Origin of the sequence: Geobacillus zalihae NBRC 101842 (assembly GCF_001544135.1) — a bacterium.
GTDB classification, from domain to species: Bacteria; Bacillota; Bacilli; order Bacillales; family Anoxybacillaceae; genus Geobacillus; species Geobacillus zalihae.
Map to the genome: position 1 here is coordinate 33,361 of NZ_BCPV01000005.1, position 17,801 is coordinate 51,161.

The window sequence follows — 17,801 nt, forward strand, 5'->3', positions numbered from 1 at the left end:
CTCAAACGATGAGGTGGCGCCAATGAAAGCGTACTTGCATGTGGCGAGCGGAAAAACGTTCAGCGGCGAGCTCGCCGCTCCGCTTGAAGAAAAGGTGAGCGGGGAGATCGTTTTTTTCACCGGCATGACCGGTTATCAAGAAGTGTTGACCGACCCGTCGTATAAAAACCAAATCATCGTTTTTACGTACCCGCTGATCGGCAATTATGGCATTAATGAAGACGATTTTGAAAGCAAGCGGCCGCACGTCGAAGCGGTCGTCGTCTACGAAGCGAGCAGCACAGGATTTCATTATGGGGCGAAATACAGCTTGGCAGAATACTTGCAGCATTGGAACATTCCGCTTCTTGCGCACGTGGACACGCGCGCCCTTGTGAAAGAAATCCGCACCGCTGGGACGATGATGGCGGAATTAAGTTTGTCGCCCCTTCCAGCCGTTGTGGAGGAGGAAGCGGCGTTTCCAGTGCGCGCGGTGTCAACGAAAACGATCGAAACATACGGCGAAGCCGGGCCGCATTTGGTGCTCATCGATTTCGGCTATAAAAAGTCGATTTTGCAGTCGCTCCTTGCACGCGGCTGCCGGGTGACGGTCGTGCCGCATGATACGGCGCCGGAAGCGATTGACGCGCTGAAACCGGACGGGCTTGTCCTCTCGAACGGCCCAGGCGATCCGAAACAGTTAAGCCATCAGCTTCCCGCTATCCGTCAGCTTATCGACCGGTATCCGACGCTTGCGATTTGCCTTGGCCATCAGCTTGTCGCCTTAGCGTACGGGGCGGATACGGAAAAACTCCGCTTCGGGCACCGCGGCGCCAATCAGCCGGTGTGGGACGCGGTGAAGCAAAACGTGATGATGACATCACAAAACCATAGTTATGTCGTCAAAGAAGGCAGTTTGGTGGGCAAACCGTTTGACATTCGTTTCATCAACGTCAACGACGGTTCGGTCGAGGGCATCGTCCATCGCCATAAACCGATTTTGTCCGTGCAATACCATCCGGAGGCGCATCCGGGGCCGCACGATACCGGCTATATTTTCGACGAATTTTTGCAAACCGTGTTCAAGGGAGAGAACGTGTATGCCTAAAGATTCTTCGCTTCAGTCGATTCTCCTGATCGGGTCGGGGCCGATTGTCATCGGCCAGGCCGCCGAGTTTGATTATTCCGGCACACAAGCGTGCATCGCCTTAAAGGAAGAAGGATATCGCGTCATTTTAGTGAACAACAATCCGGCGACGATCATGACCGATGAAGTTCATGCCGATGCCGTGTATTTTGAACCGCTCACCGTCGAGGCGGTCGAAGCGGTCATCGCCAAAGAACGCCCGGATGGGCTGCTCGCCACGTTCGGCGGCCAGACCGGGCTCAACTTGGCGTTTGCGCTTCATGAAGCCGGCGTGCTCGAAAAATACGGGGTGAGACTGCTCGGAACACCGATTGAAGCCATTCAGCGCGGGGAAGACCGCGAAGCGTTCCGCGCGTTAATGCATGAGCTTGGCGAACCAGTGCCGGAGAGCGAAATTGTTACAAGCGTCGAGGAAGCGGTCGCGTTTGCCGAACAAATCGGTTTTCCGATCATTATTCGTCCCGCGTATACGCTCGGCGGGACGGGCGGCGGCATTGCCGAAAACATGGAGCAGTTTCTCGCGCTCGTGGAGAAAGGGCTGGCCGAAAGCCCGATCCGCCAATGTTTGATCGAACGGAGCGTCGCTGGGTTTAAAGAAATTGAATACGAAGTGATGCGCGACCAGTCGAATACGTGCATCACGGTTTGCAATATGGAAAACGTCGATCCAGTCGGCATCCATACGGGCGATTCGATCGTCGTCGCACCGTCGCAGACGTTGACCGATGAGGAGTACCAAATGCTTCGTTCTTCAGCAGTGAAAATTATTTCCGCCTTAGGGATCATCGGCGGCTGCAACATTCAGTTCGCCCTTGATCCGAACAGCAAACAATATTACTTAATCGAAGTCAACCCGCGCGTCAGCCGCTCGTCAGCGCTCGCGTCCAAAGCGACCGGCTACCCGATCGCCCGCATTGCGGCGAAGCTGGCGGTCGGCTATACGCTCGCGGAACTCGTCAATCCGGTGACGAAAACGACGTACGCCAGCTTCGAGCCGGCCTTGGACTACGTCGTCGTCAAGTTCCCGCGCTTGCCGTTTGACAAGTTCCCGCACGCGGACCGGAAGCTCGGTACGCAAATGAAAGCGACCGGGGAAGTGATGGCGATCGACCGCAATATGGAGCGGGCGTTCCAAAAAGCGGTGCAGTCGCTCGAAGGCAAAAACAACGGACTGTTTTTGCCAGAGCTTTCGGCGAAAACGGATGACGAGCTGAAACAGCTGCTTGTCGACAAAGACGACCGCCGCTTTTTCGCGATTTTGGAACTGCTCCGCCGCGGGGTGGCGGTCGAAGCGATTCACGAATGGACGAAAATCGACCGCTTTTTCCTTGCTTCGTTCGAACGGCTCGTGGCGCTCGAAAAACAAGCGGCAGCCACCACGATTGATACGATCGATGAGCCGACGTTGCGCTTCTTGAAAGAAAAAGGGGCAAGCGACGCCTTTTTGGCCGAAACGTGGGGCGTGACGGAGCTTGAGGTGCGCAACAAGCGGAAGGAACTTGGCATCGTGCCGTCATACAAAATGGTCGACACGTGCGCGGCCGAATTTCATTCGGAAACGGATTATTACTACTCGACCTATTTCGGCGAAGACGAGCGGAAGAAAGCGAGCGGCAAGGAGAAAGTGCTGATCATTGGAGCCGGACCTATTCGCATCGGCCAAGGCATTGAGTTTGACTACAGCTCCGTTCATAGCGTGTTCGCCTTGCAAAAAGAAGGCTATGAAACGGTGATGATCAACAACAATCCGGAAACCGTGAGCACCGACTTTGCCGTCGCCGACCGCCTGTACTTTGAGCCGCTTACGTTAGAGAGCGTCCTCGATGTCATTGAAGCGGAACAAATCAAGCATGTCATCGTTCAGTTTGGCGGACAGACGGCAATCAATTTGGTCAAAGGTCTTGAAGAAGCCGGTGTGCCGCTGCTTGGCGTCACCTATGATATGATCGACCAGCTCGAAGACCGCGACCGCTTTTATCAGTTGCTTGAAGAGCTTGACATTCCGCACGTGCCTGGCCTAATGGCGAACGACGCTGAGGAGCTCGCCGCCAAAGCGGCCGAAATCGGCTATCCGGTGCTGCTTCGCCCGTCGTATGTCATCGGCGGCCGCGGCATGTTCATCGTCCGCGATGAAGTCCAGCTTGCGGCATTGGTGGAGCAAGGCGAGTTAACGTATCCGATTTTAATTGACGCGTACTTGGATGGGAAAGAAGCGGAAGCGGACATTGTGACGGATGGAATAGACATCGTGCTGCCGGTCATCATTGAACATGTCGAAAAAGCCGGCGTCCACTCCGGCGACAGCTATGCTTGGCTGCCGGCGCAGACGCTCACAGACGAAGAAAAAGCGAAAATCATCGACTATGCGGGCCGGATTGCGAAAAAACTTGGCTTTAAAGGAATCATGAACATTCAATACGTCATTGCGGACGGCAATGTATACGTCCTTGAAGTGAACCCGCGCGCGAGCCGGACGGTGCCGATCGTCAGCAAAACGACCGGCGTGCCATTGGCGCAAATTGCGACAAAGTTATTGCTTGGGAAATCACTCGTCGACATCGTTGACGAAAAAGCTCGCGGATTGGCGGTCATGCCGTACGCCGTGTTAAAGTATCCGGTCTTTTCGAGCCATAAGCTGCCGGGGGTTGACCCGATGGTTGGACCGGAGATGAAATCGACCGGTGAAGGCATCAGCATCGCCGCGACGACGGAAGAAGCGGCGTACAAGGCGTTTTACGCTTACTTGCAAAAGAAAGCAACCGCCAATGAAGTGTATGTGATTGGTAACATCGATGAGGAACTGGAAACGGAAATCGAAGCAAAACAGCTTGCGATCGTGTCCGATATCCCGTTTGCCGACTGGGTGAAGCGCGACACGGCGCTCGCGGTGATCAACTTGGGCAAAGAGGAAGACGAGGCAAACAAACGAATGACTGCGTTGTCCCGACAATTGCTCGTCTTCACGGAACGTGAGACATTGAAGCTCTTCTTGCAGGCGCTCGATGTCGATCATCTTGATGTGCAGCCGATCCATGGCTGGTTGGAAAAGAAAAAACAGGCAGAACAGGCGGTGATCGCATGAATGCAGTGATGTCATTAAAAGGGAGAGATTTTTTAACGCTTCTTGATTTCTCGACAGAAGAAATTTTGGACTTGCTAGCGTTAGCAACTGATTTAAAAGCGAAACAAAAAGCCGGTGTATCGTATACGCCGCTTTCCGGGAAAACAATGGCGATGATTTTTGAAAAGCCGTCAACGCGCACGCGCGTGTCGTTTGAAGTCGGCATGATCCAGCTTGGCGGCCAGGCGATGTATTTAAACGGCAACGATTTGCAGCTTGGCCGCGGTGAAACGATTGCGGATACCGCGCGCGTCTTGTCGCAATACGTCGATGTCATTATGATTCGGACGTTTGCCCATCAAAAAGTCGAGGAATTGGCCGAGTATGCGTCCGTTCCGGTCATCAACGGCTTGACGGACGACGATCATCCCTGCCAGGCGCTGGCGGATTTGCTGACGATTTATGAAGTGAAGAAAACGTTCCAAGGCGTCAAGCTCGCCTATGTCGGCGACGGGAACAACGTCGCCAACGCCTTGCTTGTGGCCGCGGCGAAAGTCGGCATGGATGTCGCCATCGCCTGTCCGCCGGGCTATGAGCCAAAGAAAGAATATGTCGAGGCAGCGCGCCAGATCGGCGAGAAAACCGGGGCAACCGTTGTGGTGACGCACGACCCGCTTGTAGCGGTGGCGGGGGCGGATGCGATTTATACGGATGTCTGGACGAGCATGGGCCAAGAAAGCGAAAGTGCTGAGCGGCTGCAAGTGTTTCAGCCGTATCAAGTCAACGAAGAGCTCGTCAAAGCGGCAAAACCGGATTATCTCTTTTTGCATTGTCTGCCGGCCCACCGCGGCGAAGAAGTGACGGCCGGCGTCATGGACGGTCCGAACTCGGTCGTCTTTGAGCAGGCCGGCAACCGGCTTCATGCGCAAAAAGCGATTTTGTTGTCCGTTTTATAGCAAAGGGGGAATTCCCGTTTCGGGAGTTCCTTTTTCACTTTGAAAAGGATTTCGAGGGGAGAGCTCCTTTTCGTTGTGAACAGCTTGGCGTTCCGTTTGCGATCCTCCATCATTTTCCTTCTTATGAACAGCGATGAAACCGGGCATGATAACAAATGCAATCGAAGCAAGGGGGATGAAACAAATGGGCCAACCGCGCCATTTCAAACCAGGCGATAAAGCGCCGAACAACGGCGTGTATATTGAAATCGGCGAAACGGGAGACAATGTAAAGCACCCGAAAAAGCTGAAACTGAAAGCCGGCGATACGTTTCCAGAAACGTCGAACCATAATCGACATTGGACGTATTTGCGCAAACCGTGAAGTACAACAAAAGCCATTCCAAGTATGGAGTGGCTTTTGATTTGCCGTGTGCTTCGCGATCGGCTATAATGATTTATGGTCAAAGAAGGTCAAATGGAGGGAACGGCATGGACGCAAGCCGTTTGACGGAAAAACTGCAAGAGGCGCTGATGGCGGCGCAGTCGCTCGCCAAAGAACGACATCATCAACAGCTTGATGTCGAACATCTTCTGCTGGCGCTCCTCGAGCAAGAAGATGGCTTGGCGCCGCGGCTGTTTGCCCTTTGCGGCGCCGACCGCGCTCAGGCGATCCGCTGGCTGCAAGACCGGCTTCGCCAAAAGCCGGAAGTGCACGGAGCGGGAGAGGGACAGATGTACGTTGCGCCTGCCTTGGCGCGGCTGCTTGAGGGGGCGGAAAACGAAGCGAAACGAATGCAAGATGAGTACATATCGGTCGAACATGTGCTGCTCGCGCTGTCTCATGGCGCCGAGCCGGTTGCCCGGCAACTGGCATCGTTTGGCTTGACAGAGGAAGCACTGGTAGAAGCCGTGAGAAAGGTAAGGGGGAATCAACGCGTGACGAGTCCACATCCGGAAGCAACCTATGAAGCGTTGGCAAAATACGGGCGCGACCTTGTCGCGGAAGCGAAAGCGGGAAAAATCGACCCGGTCATCGGCCGCGACAGTGAAATTCGCCGCATCATCCGCATTTTGTCGCGGAAGACGAAAAACAACCCGGTGTTGATCGGCGAGCCGGGCGTCGGGAAGACCGCTATTGTCGAAGGGCTCGCTCAACGCATCGTGCGCAAAGACGTCCCGGAAGGGCTGAAAGACAAAACGATTTTCGCTCTTGATATGAGCGCGCTCGTCGCCGGAGCAAAGTTTCGAGGTGAATTTGAAGAACGGCTGAAAGCGGTGCTCAATGAAATCAAAAAAAGCGACGGCCGCATCATTTTATTTATTGACGAACTGCATACAATCGTCGGCGCCGGCAGAGCGGAAGGGGCGATGGACGCCGGCAATATGCTCAAGCCGATGCTTGCCCGCGGCGAGTTGCGCTGCATTGGGGCGACGACGCTTGATGAGTACCGGCAATACATCGAAAAAGACCCGGCGCTCGAGCGCCGCTTCCAACAAGTGCTTGTCCAAGAGCCGAGTGTCGAGGACACGATTTCGATTTTGCGCGGATTGAAAGAACGGTATGAAGTGCACCATGGAGTGAAAATCCACGATCGCGCGCTCGTCGCGGCCGCCGTTTTGTCCGACCGTTACATCTCTGACCGCTTTTTGCCTGACAAAGCGATCGATTTGGTCGATGAAGCGTGCGCGACGATCCGGACGGAAATGGAATCGATGCCGTCGGAGCTGGACGAAGTGATGCGCCGCGTCATGCAGCTTGAAATTGAAGAGGCGGCCTTAAGCAAAGAAACGGACGAAGCGAGCCGCGAGCGGCTTGCGGCATTGCAAAAAGAACTTGCCGATTTGCGTGAAAAGGCGAACGCCATGAAAGCGCAATGGCAAAAAGAAAAAGAGGCGCTTGACCGCGTCCGCCGTTTGCGCGAGGCGCTCGAGCGGGCAAAACGCGAACTGGAAGAGGCGGAAAACGAGTATGATTTAAACAAGGCGGCGGAGCTTCGCCATGGCCGCATTCCGCAGTTGGAAAAGCAACTCAAACAGCTCGAGCAAGAAATCAGTGAGCAAAGTGAAGGGAAATTGCTGCGCGAGGAAGTGACGGAAGAAGAGATTGCCGAAATCGTGTCACGCTGGACGGGCATTCCGCTCACCCGCCTCGTCGAGGGAGAGAGAGAAAAGCTGCTTCGCCTTCATGAATTGCTGCATAGACGGGTCATCGGTCAAGACGAAGCGGTCGAGCTTGTCGCTGACGCCGTCTTGCGGGCGCGGGCCGGCATGAAAGACCCGAACCGCCCGATCGGATCGTTTTTGTTCCTCGGACCGACCGGCGTCGGCAAAACGGAGCTGGCCAAAGCGCTCGCCGAGGCGCTGTTTGACAGCGAGGAGCAGCTCATCCGTCTTGACATGTCCGAGTATATGGAAAAACACGCCGTCTCCCGCTTGATCGGAGCGCCGCCTGGCTATGTCGGCTATGAGGAAGGCGGCCAGCTGACCGAGGCAGTGCGGCGCAAGCCGTATTCCGTTCTGTTGTTCGATGAAATCGAAAAAGCTCATCCGGACGTGTTCAACATCCTGCTGCAGCTGCTGGATGACGGACGGCTCACCGATTCGCAAGGGCGGACGGTCGACTTTAAAAACACGGTCGTCATTATGACATCGAACATCGGATCGCCGCTGTTGTTGGAAAACAAACAGGGCGACATCGATGAAGAAACGCGCAAACAAGTGTTTGACCAACTGCGCGCCCATTTCCGCCCAGAATTTTTAAACCGGATCGACGATATCGTCTTGTTTAAACCATTGTCGATGAATGAAGTGAAAGGCATCGTCGAAAAGTTCGCCCGCGAGCTGTCGGCCCGTTTGGCCGATCGGCATATCGAACTCGTGCTGACCGAAGCGGCGAAGCAATACATCGCCGAAGCGGGCTTCGACCCAGTATACGGCGCCCGCCCGCTCAAACGGTTTATGCAAAAGCAAATCGAAACGCCGCTTGCGAAAGAGCTGATCGCTGGGCGGGTGAAAGATTACAGCACCGTCACGGTCGATGTTGACAACGGGCAGATCGTCATTCGTCCGTCGGCGCAAACGAGCTGAAGGGGGCGCCGCCGACGCGGAGAGACGTGCTTCCTGTCTGCCGGGTTGGTCGCATTGTTTGAGCATGGACGGAAAACACAAGTCTAGATCAATAGGGATGGAATGCTCCTCCATTGACACCTATATAGATGCAACGAAAAAGTTTAACATATCCTTGATGGAAAAGTCGCTTGTCCATTTTTCGACTGTCGAAGGCAAGCCACAGGCTTGCCTCCGTCACGCCAAGGCGTGACGGAAGACCGAACAACCACCCGCTTCACAGACCCATAACCCATACATGGGTCTGAAAGCGGCGTTGTTCGGTCGCCCGACAGTCGATCAAATGCTCGGTAAAAGCTACAAATGTTAAAGCTTCAAATTGCATCTATATATAGGTGTTGAAGTGGGAGGATTCTCGGTTAAAGATGACAAAAAACAACGCCTTGGGACTTTCACCCCAAGGCGTTGTCTTATGAAGCGAATGATCAATGATGGTGATCCCCGGCCGGCTCGTCCGGAATCAGGGCTGCAATCACGAAGACTAAGATCGTCACGATGACGCCAAGCAAAGCACCGGTTGCGAAGTTATAGCCGATCCCTTGCATCGAGCCCATGACGTACGTTGCCATTTGCACGAGCAAAAACGTCCAAAAAAACGTCCAAAACAAGCGCATCTTTGTTCCTCCCATCTTCTCGTCATTCCTTTTCTTATCTTATCACAATTTGTCGCGTAGGCATATACCCGGACGTTTTTTTTGGCCGCGCATATCGTATACTGTACCATTATGCATTGCCAAACAAGGGTGAATGGAAACGATGGCAGGACAACGGCGGTTTTTTCAACTCGATGAGCAATGGTGCATCGTTCACGTGCCGGAGCGCCCAAATGGGTTTGCCCTTTTTTTAATGGGAGACGGCGACCATTTTGTGAACGAACAGACGAGTTTTTGGCTCGAACATCCGGGGCGGCGCCAATGGCTGGGAGATTGGTTGAAACGTGGGTATACGGTCTTTTCGTCCCATTTGTACGGCCGGCATTGGGGAAGTCCGAAAGCGGTCCGGCTGGCGCGCCAGCTCATTTACTCGGTGTTGAAAAGCGAAATTGTGAACCAGCGCATCTATATCGTTGCCGAAGGAATGGGCGCGCTCGTTGCCTTGCAACTGCTTGGCGCCATGCCAAGTCAAATCCGCGCCGTCGCCATGATCAACCCTTGCCTTGACGTACGCGCCCAGCTTGACTATGAACAGGAACATCCATTCGTGTACCGGCGGATGGTGAGGGAAATCGCGACTGCCTATGGCTTGAAAGAAGAGGAGGTGCCCGAGGCTGTTCCGTCCCTCTTTCTCAGTCCTCATGACGTTCCGGTGACGATTTGGCAGCTGGCCGGAGTGAGCCCGTATCCATCCGCCTTGCATAGCCGTAAATATGAACAATGGATGAAAACGACAAACAACCGGGTGCGCGTCGTTTACGAGCTGCCGGAGAAACGGCGCCAACTGGCTCGGCAAATCGGGCAATTTTTCTGCCAATACAATGAACTCCCGTAAACGACAAGGGCAGGAGCTGACTCAAAAGCTCCTTTTTGATGAAATTTCACCCAAGTATTGAAAAGACCACCTCTGACCCCCGTGGTTGTACCGGGTTTTCAAGGTGGTCTATTTTTCCATGTTGCCTCAGATAGGGGTATTACCGCTTTTTTGGATCAGCCCCTGCTATTTTTTCAATAAGTCGACGAGCGAGGTGATCTTTTTCACGAGCGGTTTTAATTGTTGCCATGAGTCGGCTAGCGTATTGACGTTTTCAAACAGCTTCATGAAATCGATGTTCGGCAGTAAAGGCGGTTCTGCCCCGCTCCCTTGATCTTCGCGCTCGCCGGTTGCGCGAGAAGGAAAAGATCCGAACATTAGACGGGAAAAATGGTCTTGCCGTTCGCGATGTTGTTCTTGTGCTTCGCCGTTGGCCATGGGCGATCCTCCCTTTCATGCGATGGTTGCTCGTATTTGTATTGCTTTCATGCGATGGTTGCTCGTATTTGTATTGTATGGCAGAAAGGAAAAAGCGGTTTGGACAAATGCCTTAGGGGAACGGAAAGCGCTCGTTCAACTTTCGTTTTCTATTGCGCATCCACGCTCTTTCGGCTAAAATTAGTACCAAGTAATAATAATTGGTGATGTATACTGATTGTACATTCAAGTTTGGTTGTCAGCGTGAGCATTTTTTCGCCATTTTGGGAAAGAGGAGATGGACCATATGGGAGCAGGAATTATCGGGGTCGGCCGCTATGTGCCGGAGAAAGTGTTGACCAACTTTGATTTGGAAAAAATGATGGATACATCGGATGAATGGATCCGAACGCGCACCGGGATCGAGGAGCGCCGCATCGCCGCGGATGACATTGATACGTCCGATATGGCGTATTTTGCCGCCAAAAGGGCGCTTCAAGACGCTGGCATGGAGGCGAAGGACATTGATCTCATTTTAGTTGCCACTGTCACCCCGGACCGTCCGTTTCCGTCGGTCGCTTGCATGCTGCAAGAGCGGCTTGGCGCCGTCAACGCCGCTGCGCTTGATATTAGCGCTGCCTGCGCGGGGTTTATGTACGGGATGGTCACGGCCGCCCAATTTATTGACACAGGCGCCTACAAGTATATATTAGTAGTGGGGGCAGACAAACTATCGAAAATCACCGATTGGACCGACCGCAACACGGCGGTGCTGTTCGGCGACGGCGCCGGAGCGGTCGTCATGGGTCCGGTGTCGCCCGGGCGCGGGATTTTATCTTTCGAGTTGGGAGCTGACGGAACAGGAGGAAAACATTTATACAAAGACGAATATATCGTCATGAACGGCCGTGAAGTATTCAAGTTCGCCGTCCGGCAAATGGGAGAATCAAGCGTGCGTGTGCTTGAAAAAGCCGGGCTCACGAAAGACGATGTCGACTTTCTCATTCCGCATCAAGCGAACATTCGCATCGTCGAAGCGGCCAGACAGCGGCTCGAGCTGCCAGAAGAGAAAATATCGACAACCATCCGTCGATATGGCAACACGTCGGCCGCATCTATTCCGATTTCGCTTGTAGAAGAGTTGGAAGCGGGCAAAATCCATGACGATGATCTCATCATTATGGTCGGCTTCGGCGGCGGGCTGACGTGGGGCGCGATCGCTTTGCGCTGGGGCCGTTAACGGCACGTATATTATCGAAATAAAAAAGGAGAGACGGAAACGATGGAAAAAAGACGAGTCGTCGTGACAGGCATAGGCGCCGTCACCCCGCTTGGGAATGACGCAGAAACGACGTGGAAAAACATCATCGCCGGCCAGTCCGGCATCGACATTGTCACTCGCGTCAATCCGGACGACTTTCCGGCGAAAGTGGCGGCGGAAGTGAAAGACTTCGATCCGTCGCTGTTTATCGACCGCCGCGAGGCGCGGAAGATGGACCGATTTACCCAATTCGCCGTCGCGGCGGCGCTCATGGCGGTCAAAGATGCCAATCTCGACATTCATGAAAGCAACGCTGAACGGGTCGGCGTCTGGATTGGTTCTGGCATCGGCGGCATGGAGACGTTTGAACAGCAGTTTGAGATTTTCCAGCAGCGCGGTTATCGCCGAGTGAGCCCGTTTTTCGTGCCAATGATGATCCCGGATATGGCCGCTGGGCAAGTATCGATCATCCTCGGAGCGAAAGGGATCAATTCGTGCACGGTGACCGCTTGCGCGACCGGGGCGAACTCGATCGGTGATGCGTTTAAAGTCATTCAGCGCGGCGACGCCGATGTCATGATCACCGGCGGGACGGAAGCGCCGATTACGAAAATGTCGTTCGCCGGTTTTTGCGCCAATACGGCTCTTTCAACCAATCCAGATCCAAAAACGGCGAGCCGCCCATTTGACAAAAACCGCGACGGTTTCGTCATGGGTGAGGGAGCAGGCATCGTTGTTCTTGAGGAATTGGAGCACGCGTTGCGCCGCGGCGCGAAGATTTACGCCGAAATTGTCGGTTACGGTGCGACCGCTGATGCGTACCATATCACCGCGCCGGCGCCGGGCGGCGAAGGCGGCGTGCGGGCGATGCGCCAGGCGCTTCAAGACGCTGGCCTGAAGCCGGAGGAGATCGATTACATCAACGCCCACGGCACGAGCACCGAGTACAATGATAAGTATGAGACGGCGGCGATCAAAGAAGTATTCGGCGATCATGCCTATAAGCTCGCTGTCAGCTCGACGAAGTCGATGACCGGGCATTTGCTCGGGGCGACCGGTGCGGTGGAAGCGATTTTCTCCGTGCTGGCGATCCGCGACGGCATCATTCCGCCGACGATCAACTACGAAACACCGGATCCGGAATGCGACCTCGACTATGTGCCGAATGAAGCGCGCAAGCAAGACGTGCGTGCGGTCTTAAGCAACTCATTTGGATTTGGCGGCCATAATGCGACATTGATTTTTAAAAAATATGTGTAATGGATGAAAAGGAGAGCCTTGGTTGAGCAGAGCTGAAAACGCGTGACTAACGGCGGGTTCGGTTCAGCGTCAGGCTCTCTTTTTTGTTTTGTTTCACCGTCTTTTCCCTGCCGACATAACGTAAGAGAAAAGGAGGGAAAAGCGATGGGATTGCTTCCGACCGATCGATGGCTGGAAGAGGATGAAGGCGATCCGCTCCGGTTGTGCGCACGGTTGGCGCCGCTTTTTGGCAAGATGCCGGCGCGTGAGATTTACAGCTATTTACGGCTGTATGGCATGTACCGAAGCACTCGACAGGCCGAGCGGCTTTTGCCGGAGATGAAAGAGCGCCGTCTTTGGGAACGTCTTGGCCGTTTGTATGAACGGCAACGGGGGATATGGAAGGGGCCAGACGTTCCGGTATGTTTGCTGCCGGCCGATGACGAAAACTGGAAGCTTGCGCGCGAGTTTCAAGGAAAAGGCGGGGTGGCGTTTGCTGATAAATTGTTTTTCTTCTTGCTGCCGGATCATGGCGACGAGGAGATCGCCGCGTTGTTGGCGCATGAATACAACCATGTATGCCGTCTCAAGCAGTTGCCGAACGAAGGCGAAGATGCGACGTTGCTGGATGCCGTCGTGATGGAAGGATTGGCGGAGCATGCCGTCGCCGAGACAGTCGGCGCCGAACAGTGTGCGGGATGGACGAAGTATTACACCGATCGGGAGATGGAACGGTTTTGGCGGCGCTATATAGTCCCGAATAAACATTTGCCCGTTTCGCATCCGCATACTTCCCGCATTTTGTACGGACTTGGATGGCATCCGAAAATGGGGGGCTATGCCGTTGGGTATGCCATCGTCCGTCGCTGCCTGGAAAGAGGATATTCGCTCACCCAATTGATGACGATGGAAACGAAAGACATCGCGGAGTTGGCGGGCTTTTCAGACAAACAGGGAGCGTCTTAGCTCGAAACCGCATGGCGGACGCCGCTGTCCGGTTATCACAAGAATCTTAGGGACATCGGGCGCAAACAGGCATGTTGTCCATGACGCCGACATATATGTAGAACAAGGACGTGGACAAGAAAGAAGGGAAAGCCCGGTGGTCCGCCTGTTTTTTTATTTGGTCGGCTTTGGTTTTTCGGTCGTCGGCGGCATGATGGTGATCGCTTATTTAAACATCATCACCCCAGAGCGCGGTTTTCACGAATACTTGTCTTATATTTCGACAAGGGTGGAATGTTATTTATTCCCTATTGGCCTTCTTTTGATGTGGGGGAGCTTGACGTTTCCAAGCCGCAGCTCCTAGAGGGGAAAAGAGGACGAAATGGAATAAAATTCTGTCCCTCTGCCTATACTGATGGACAAACACGTCTGGAAGTGAGGGGTCTCGCATGCTTTATCTGCACGACATTTGGGTCAACTGGTTTGAAGGCGAAGAGAACGGATACAACGTCTGCCATTTCCATGAATGGCGCAAGGACGATCAAATCGAGCTGCTTGACCAAGTGCCATTGTTAAAAGTATCTCCGGCCCTGTTTCATTACATTGAAAACAGCTTGTCCGAGCTTCCAAAACCGCTGCTAGACGATGTGCATCAGAAGGCGTATGTCCGCAAAAACCATGAACGCATCCAGCTGGACTATTGTTTCGTTGTCACGGACGGCGCCGGCGTTTTGGCTGTCGATACAATCGGTTATCAAATCCCGATTCGCAAAAGCCGTCTCATTCCGCGTCAGGAACAACTCGTCTACGAAATGGCGGCCGAAGCGGAGGAACGGGACTATCCGCTGCCGAGGTATGAAAAAGAATACCATATTTTATCGCCGGCTCCGGAACTGATGTGCGGACTCACGCGCAAAGAGCGGCAGTTGAAACAGCTGTTGTTTATGGCGCTTGACCAGCTTTATTCGACAAAAAATACGGCCCAGATGCGCTATTGGTATACGGAATGGGCGCCGGAAAAATACGCCGCTATTCAAAAAATGTCTTTTGATGAAGCGTGGGAACAATTGTATAACGAGACGAAATACGGGTGGTCCGAACGGCATGAGCAGCTGTGCGAAAACTTGATCAAAGGGCAGCCATTTTTCGAAAAACTGTGGGAAATGGAGCAAGAACCAAAAGTCAATTAAAAAACGGGCCAAGGCGATAGGCGCCTGCCCGTTTTTGTATGGCTTCGCTCGATGCGGCTATTTACCGCCGCCGCCCGAGCCCCATGGCTTGCTCCATTTTGCGCACCATTTCCGATGCAACCCGATTTGCTTTTTCCGCCCCTTCATCCAACACGCGGTCAAGCTCCTCGCTTTCCATCCAATGGTGATACCGCTCTTGAATCGGTCGAAGCGTTTCAATGACGACTTGAGCGAGGTCGGCTTTGAAGACGCCGTATCCTTTTCCTTCGTATTGCCGCTCCAACTCCTCGATCGATTGACCGGATAGCGTCGAATAAATATTGAGCAAGTTCGAAATGCCTGGCTTCGCTTCTTTGTCGTAGCGAATCGTTCCTTCCGAGTCAGTGACCGCGCTTTTGATCTTCTTCTCGATCGTTTTCGCATCGTCAAGCAGTGTGATGTACGCTTTCGGGTTGGGGTCGGATTTGCTCATTTTTTTCGTCGGGTCGACAAGCGACATGATGCGGGCGCCGACTTTCGGAATGCGCGCCTCAGGGATCGTGAACAGCTCGCCATACCGTTTGTTGAAGCGCTCGGCCAGATCCCGCGTCAATTCGATATGCTGCTTTTGATCATCGCCGACCGGGACGATGTCGGTGTTATAAAGCAAAATGTCAGCGGCCATCAGCGGCGGGTACGTGAGCAGTCCGGCGCTGACCGCCTCTTTGCCGGCCGATTTTTCTTTAAATTGCGTCATCCGCTCAAGTTCGCCGATATAAACGATGCACTGCAGCATCCAAGCGGCTTGAGCGTGCGCCGGCACTTCTGACTGGATGAACAACGTCGCTTGCGTCGGGTCGATGCCGACTGCTAAATACAAAGCGGCGAGGCGGCGGATGTTTTGCCGCAGTTCGTGTGGGTCTTGCCAAACGGTAATGGCGTGTTGGTCAACGATGCAAAAATAGCAGTTGTATTCATGCTGCAGCTCGACAAACTGCCGCAGCGCCCCGATGTAGTTGCCAAGGGTGATGACGCCGCTTGGCTGAATGCCGGAAAAAATGGTTTTCATCGATCTTCACTCCCTCAAGCAAAAAATAAAAAAGGCCCCGCCATCCCTCTGATAGGGACGGTAGGACCGCGGTGCCACCCTACTTATTGCGCCGACAAGCGCAATCGCTCAACCCATGCTTAGCGCATGGCCCCCTGTAACGCGGGGAACGTCCCCGCCTACTGCGTCGCCGGTTCGGCGGGAAGCTCGAAAGCCCATTCCATATGGCTAGCCGCTTGTTCGCACCGTCCACAAGCTCTCTGAAGGCATCGCCATATGTACTTTTCTTTCTCATCGCTCGGTTATTCTAGATTTGCCTTATATTATACGGAAAACATTCAGCTGTTGCAACCTTATTGCAAGGCATATCCGGCGGCGATCATCGCGAGAAACAAAAGGAGTCCGGCAAAAAGGAGCGGGTACGTGATGGCAAACCGCGCCGGACCGGGGGGCTCGTCCGCCTCGCTTTCCTCGGCCATTTCTTCCATATAGCGCTCCGCTTTCGTTGCGCTTTTGCGCAGCCGGCGGAATCCGTAGGCAAATCCGCTGAAAAACCCGCGCTCGTAAACGAACAAAAGCCCGCCAGCCGAAAGCGGCACAAGAGAGAGCAAAAAGGCGGTGTTAATAAAGGCAACCGCCGTCCATGCCCCTTGCCAGAAAACGATAAGCGCACTGGCCGCCAGCATAGCGGCCACCATCCACCCTGTTCGAACGGCGATCCGTTTCATTTTGTCTCTCCCGCCTTTCCAATTCGTTGTTTTTATTTTAACATATGTAAGAGGAAGGATTGTCAATGTTATTAACAACGTTATATCAGAAAATTTGTATTCATCTTGGAAACAGAGGAACAATTTGCTTTACAATAGGGATGAGGGGCGAAAAACCTATGTTGTAAGCGTTTTCTAATATATTGACAGAAATTTTTTATTTACAACAGCGTCAAAAGTCGGTAAAATGCAGATGTAAATACAAGCCGATCTTCCTGTCTGTTTTAAGTAATTAGAAATTTTTTATTTAGCAAAATAAAAAAATTCTTTTCAGGTATACTAATACAGGATATAATAAAACATGTAAGTACAATCTTCTGAAAACTAATGGTTCAGAAGATTTGTAATACACTACATAAACCTAAGGGGGGTTTTTTAGTGAAGAAGCGATTTTCTTTCTTCCTCGTCCTGCTTCTCGCGCTGTCAACGTTCCTCGCGGCTTGCGGCGGGGGCAAGGACAACGACAACGCCCAAGGCGGCCAGGGCGGCGAAAAGCCAGCCGAGAAGAAAGAGCAAGTATTGAACTTGCTTGAAACATCAGAGATTCCATCGCTTGATCCGGCGCTCGCTAAGGACGAAGTATCGTTCATCGTTTTGAACAACGTCATGGAAGGTCTTTACCGTTTAGGGAAAGACAATAAGCCTGTGCCAGGGGTAGCGGAAAGCTACACGGTAAGCGAAGACGGCAAAACGTATACGTTTAAGCTTCGTCAAGATGCGAAATGGTCAAACGGCGATCCGGTGACGGCGCACGACTTCGTGTTCGCATGGAGACGAGTGCTTGACCCGAAAACGAAAGCGGAGTATGCGTACATTATGTACGACATCAAAAACGCGGAAGAAGTCAACACCGGCAAACTGCCAGTTGACCAGCTGGGCGTCAAAGCGCTTGACGACTACACGCTCCAAGTCGAGCTGAAAAACCCGATTCCGTATTTCATCAGCCTGACGGTATTCGGCACGTTCATGCCGCAAAACGAGAAATTCGTGAAAGCCCAAGGCGACAAATACGGTTTGGAAGCCAATACGACGCTGTACAACGGCCCGTTCGTCTTAAGCGAATGGAAGCATGAGCAAGGCTGGACGTATGCGAAAAACCCGAACTACTGGGATAAAGATACGGTCAAGCTGGAAAAAATCAACGTCAAAGTCGTAAAAGAGACCGCAACAATGGTAAACCTTTACGACACGAAAAAAGCGGATCGCGTTATCCTAAGTGCGGAGTTTGTTGATAAAT

16 protein-coding genes and 1 other annotated feature are annotated in these 17,801 nt (G+C 53.2%); of the genes, 12 read left to right on the forward strand and 4 right to left on the reverse strand.

The window, feature by feature from the left end:
* The first annotated feature begins 22 nt into the window (after window positions 1-22).
* The 5 genes from GZ1_RS03610 (at window position 23) to clpB (ending at window position 8,212) form a co-directional block, all read left to right on the forward strand.
* The gene (locus GZ1_RS03610; protein ID WP_060787894.1) at window positions 23-1,087 is read left to right on the forward strand and encodes a carbamoyl phosphate synthase small subunit; all 1,065 of its coding nucleotides are present in this window, start codon (window positions 23-25) and stop codon (window positions 1,085-1,087) included.
* Window positions 1,080-4,208 (forward strand): carbamoyl-phosphate synthase (glutamine-hydrolyzing) large subunit, encoded by a 3,129-nt coding sequence (gene carB, locus GZ1_RS03615; RefSeq protein ID WP_060787895.1) that lies wholly within the window; start codon window positions 1,080-1,082, stop codon window positions 4,206-4,208. Before GZ1_RS03610 ends, carB begins: the two co-directional genes overlap by 8 nt.
* On the forward strand, window positions 4,205-5,143 hold the full coding sequence (gene argF, locus GZ1_RS03620; protein WP_060787896.1) for an ornithine carbamoyltransferase: 939 nt from the start codon (window positions 4,205-4,207) through the stop codon (window positions 5,141-5,143). The genes carB and argF overlap by 4 nt, the downstream gene beginning before the upstream one ends.
* A gap of 184 nt (window positions 5,144-5,327) precedes the next feature.
* On the forward strand, window positions 5,328-5,507 hold the full coding sequence (locus GZ1_RS03625) for a YjzC family protein (protein WP_011230299.1): 180 nt from the start codon (window positions 5,328-5,330) through the stop codon (window positions 5,505-5,507).
* 107 nt (window positions 5,508-5,614) lie between these two features.
* Window positions 5,615-8,212, forward strand: a complete 2,598-nt coding sequence (gene clpB / locus GZ1_RS03630) for an ATP-dependent chaperone ClpB (RefSeq protein WP_060787897.1) — start codon at window positions 5,615-5,617, stop codon at window positions 8,210-8,212.
* A gap of 464 nt (window positions 8,213-8,676) precedes the next feature.
* On the opposite strand, the gene GZ1_RS03635 is transcribed toward clpB, so the two are convergent.
* Complete coding sequence (locus GZ1_RS03635; protein ID WP_011230302.1) at window positions 8,677-8,865, reverse strand: YjzD family protein; 189 nt, start codon at window positions 8,863-8,865, stop codon at window positions 8,677-8,679.
* 133 nt (window positions 8,866-8,998) lie between these two features.
* Here GZ1_RS03635 and GZ1_RS03640 point away from each other — a divergent pair, with 133 nt between their 5' ends.
* Window positions 8,999-9,739 (forward strand): alpha/beta fold hydrolase, encoded by a 741-nt coding sequence (locus GZ1_RS03640; RefSeq protein ID WP_020753723.1) that lies wholly within the window; start codon window positions 8,999-9,001, stop codon window positions 9,737-9,739.
* Between the two features lie 165 nt (window positions 9,740-9,904).
* On the opposite strand, the gene GZ1_RS03645 is transcribed toward GZ1_RS03640, so the two are convergent.
* Window positions 9,905-10,156: a hypothetical protein gene (locus GZ1_RS03645; protein ID WP_060787898.1), complete on the reverse strand. Its 252-nt coding sequence runs from the start codon at window positions 10,154-10,156 to the stop codon at window positions 9,905-9,907.
* A gap of 286 nt (window positions 10,157-10,442) precedes the next feature.
* Between GZ1_RS03645 and GZ1_RS03650 the strand changes: the two genes are divergently transcribed.
* The 5 genes from GZ1_RS03650 to GZ1_RS03670 all read left to right on the forward strand — a co-directional run bounded on the left by GZ1_RS03650 (window position 10,443) and on the right by GZ1_RS03670 (window position 14,770).
* Entirely contained in the window at window positions 10,443-11,375 is a 933-nt protein-coding gene (locus tag GZ1_RS03650) for a beta-ketoacyl-ACP synthase III (protein WP_011230305.1), read from the forward strand.
* Window positions 11,376-11,417: 42 nt separating this feature from the next.
* Window positions 11,418-12,656, forward strand: a complete 1,239-nt coding sequence (fabF, locus tag GZ1_RS03655; protein ID WP_015374148.1) for a beta-ketoacyl-ACP synthase II — start codon at window positions 11,418-11,420, stop codon at window positions 12,654-12,656.
* 144 nt (window positions 12,657-12,800) lie between these two features.
* Window positions 12,801-13,601, forward strand: a complete 801-nt coding sequence (locus GZ1_RS03660) for a DUF2268 domain-containing putative Zn-dependent protease (RefSeq protein WP_060787899.1) — start codon at window positions 12,801-12,803, stop codon at window positions 13,599-13,601.
* Window positions 13,602-13,737: 136 nt separating this feature from the next.
* A complete protein-coding gene (locus GZ1_RS03665) occupies window positions 13,738-13,944 on the forward strand; it encodes a YuzI family membrane protein (protein ID WP_015374150.1) in 207 nt (68 codons plus the stop codon).
* 85 nt (window positions 13,945-14,029) lie between these two features.
* The gene (locus tag GZ1_RS03670; RefSeq protein ID WP_015374151.1) at window positions 14,030-14,770 is read left to right on the forward strand and encodes a YjbA family protein; all 741 of its coding nucleotides are present in this window, start codon (window positions 14,030-14,032) and stop codon (window positions 14,768-14,770) included.
* A gap of 61 nt (window positions 14,771-14,831) precedes the next feature.
* Here the strand turns inward: GZ1_RS03670 and trpS are convergent, their stop codons facing one another.
* Together trpS and GZ1_RS03680 are read right to left on the reverse strand one after the other, a co-directional pair.
* Window positions 14,832-15,818: a tryptophan--tRNA ligase gene (gene trpS / locus GZ1_RS03675; RefSeq protein ID WP_013146076.1), complete on the reverse strand. Its 987-nt coding sequence runs from the start codon at window positions 15,816-15,818 to the stop codon at window positions 14,832-14,834.
* Between the two features lie 50 nt (window positions 15,819-15,868).
* Window positions 15,869-16,101, reverse strand: a binding site (T-box leader).
* A 49-nt stretch (window positions 16,102-16,150) separates the two neighbouring features.
* Entirely contained in the window at window positions 16,151-16,525 is a 375-nt protein-coding gene (locus tag GZ1_RS03680; RefSeq protein WP_033004677.1) for a DUF3899 domain-containing protein, read from the reverse strand.
* Between the two features lie 417 nt (window positions 16,526-16,942).
* Between GZ1_RS03680 and GZ1_RS03685 the strand changes: the two genes are divergently transcribed.
* Window positions 16,943-17,801 (forward strand): peptide ABC transporter substrate-binding protein (locus GZ1_RS03685; protein ID WP_167346357.1); only part of this gene is annotated, 859 nt, incomplete at its 3' end.

Bases quoted from the DNA above. Each gene is read 5' to 3' on its own strand.
- GZ1_RS03610 (WP_060787894.1), top strand. From the start codon at position 23: ATGAAAGCGTACTTGCATGTGGCGAGCGGAAAAACGTTCAGCGGCGAG.
- carB (WP_060787895.1), top strand. From the start codon at position 1,080: ATGCCTAAAGATTCTTCGCTTCAGTCGATTCTCCTGATCGGGTCGGGG.
- argF (WP_060787896.1), top strand. From the start codon at position 4,205: ATGAATGCAGTGATGTCATTAAAAGGGAGAGATTTTTTAACGCTTCTT.
- GZ1_RS03625 (WP_011230299.1), top strand. From the start codon at position 5,328: ATGGGCCAACCGCGCCATTTCAAACCAGGCGATAAAGCGCCGAACAAC.
- clpB (WP_060787897.1), top strand. From the start codon at position 5,615: ATGGACGCAAGCCGTTTGACGGAAAAACTGCAAGAGGCGCTGATGGCG.
- GZ1_RS03635 (WP_011230302.1), bottom strand. From the start codon at position 8,865: ATGCGCTTGTTTTGGACGTTTTTTTGGACGTTTTTGCTCGTGCAAATG.
- GZ1_RS03640 (WP_020753723.1), top strand. From the start codon at position 8,999: ATGGAAACGATGGCAGGACAACGGCGGTTTTTTCAACTCGATGAGCAA.
- GZ1_RS03645 (WP_060787898.1), bottom strand. From the start codon at position 10,156: ATGGCCAACGGCGAAGCACAAGAACAACATCGCGAACGGCAAGACCAT.
- GZ1_RS03650 (WP_011230305.1), top strand. From the start codon at position 10,443: ATGGGAGCAGGAATTATCGGGGTCGGCCGCTATGTGCCGGAGAAAGTG.
- fabF (WP_015374148.1), top strand. From the start codon at position 11,418: ATGGAAAAAAGACGAGTCGTCGTGACAGGCATAGGCGCCGTCACCCCG.
- GZ1_RS03660 (WP_060787899.1), top strand. From the start codon at position 12,801: ATGGGATTGCTTCCGACCGATCGATGGCTGGAAGAGGATGAAGGCGAT.
- GZ1_RS03670 (WP_015374151.1), top strand. From the start codon at position 14,030: ATGCTTTATCTGCACGACATTTGGGTCAACTGGTTTGAAGGCGAAGAG.
- trpS (WP_013146076.1), bottom strand. From the start codon at position 15,818: ATGAAAACCATTTTTTCCGGCATTCAGCCAAGCGGCGTCATCACCCTT.
- GZ1_RS03680 (WP_033004677.1), bottom strand. From the start codon at position 16,525: ATGAAACGGATCGCCGTTCGAACAGGGTGGATGGTGGCCGCTATGCTG.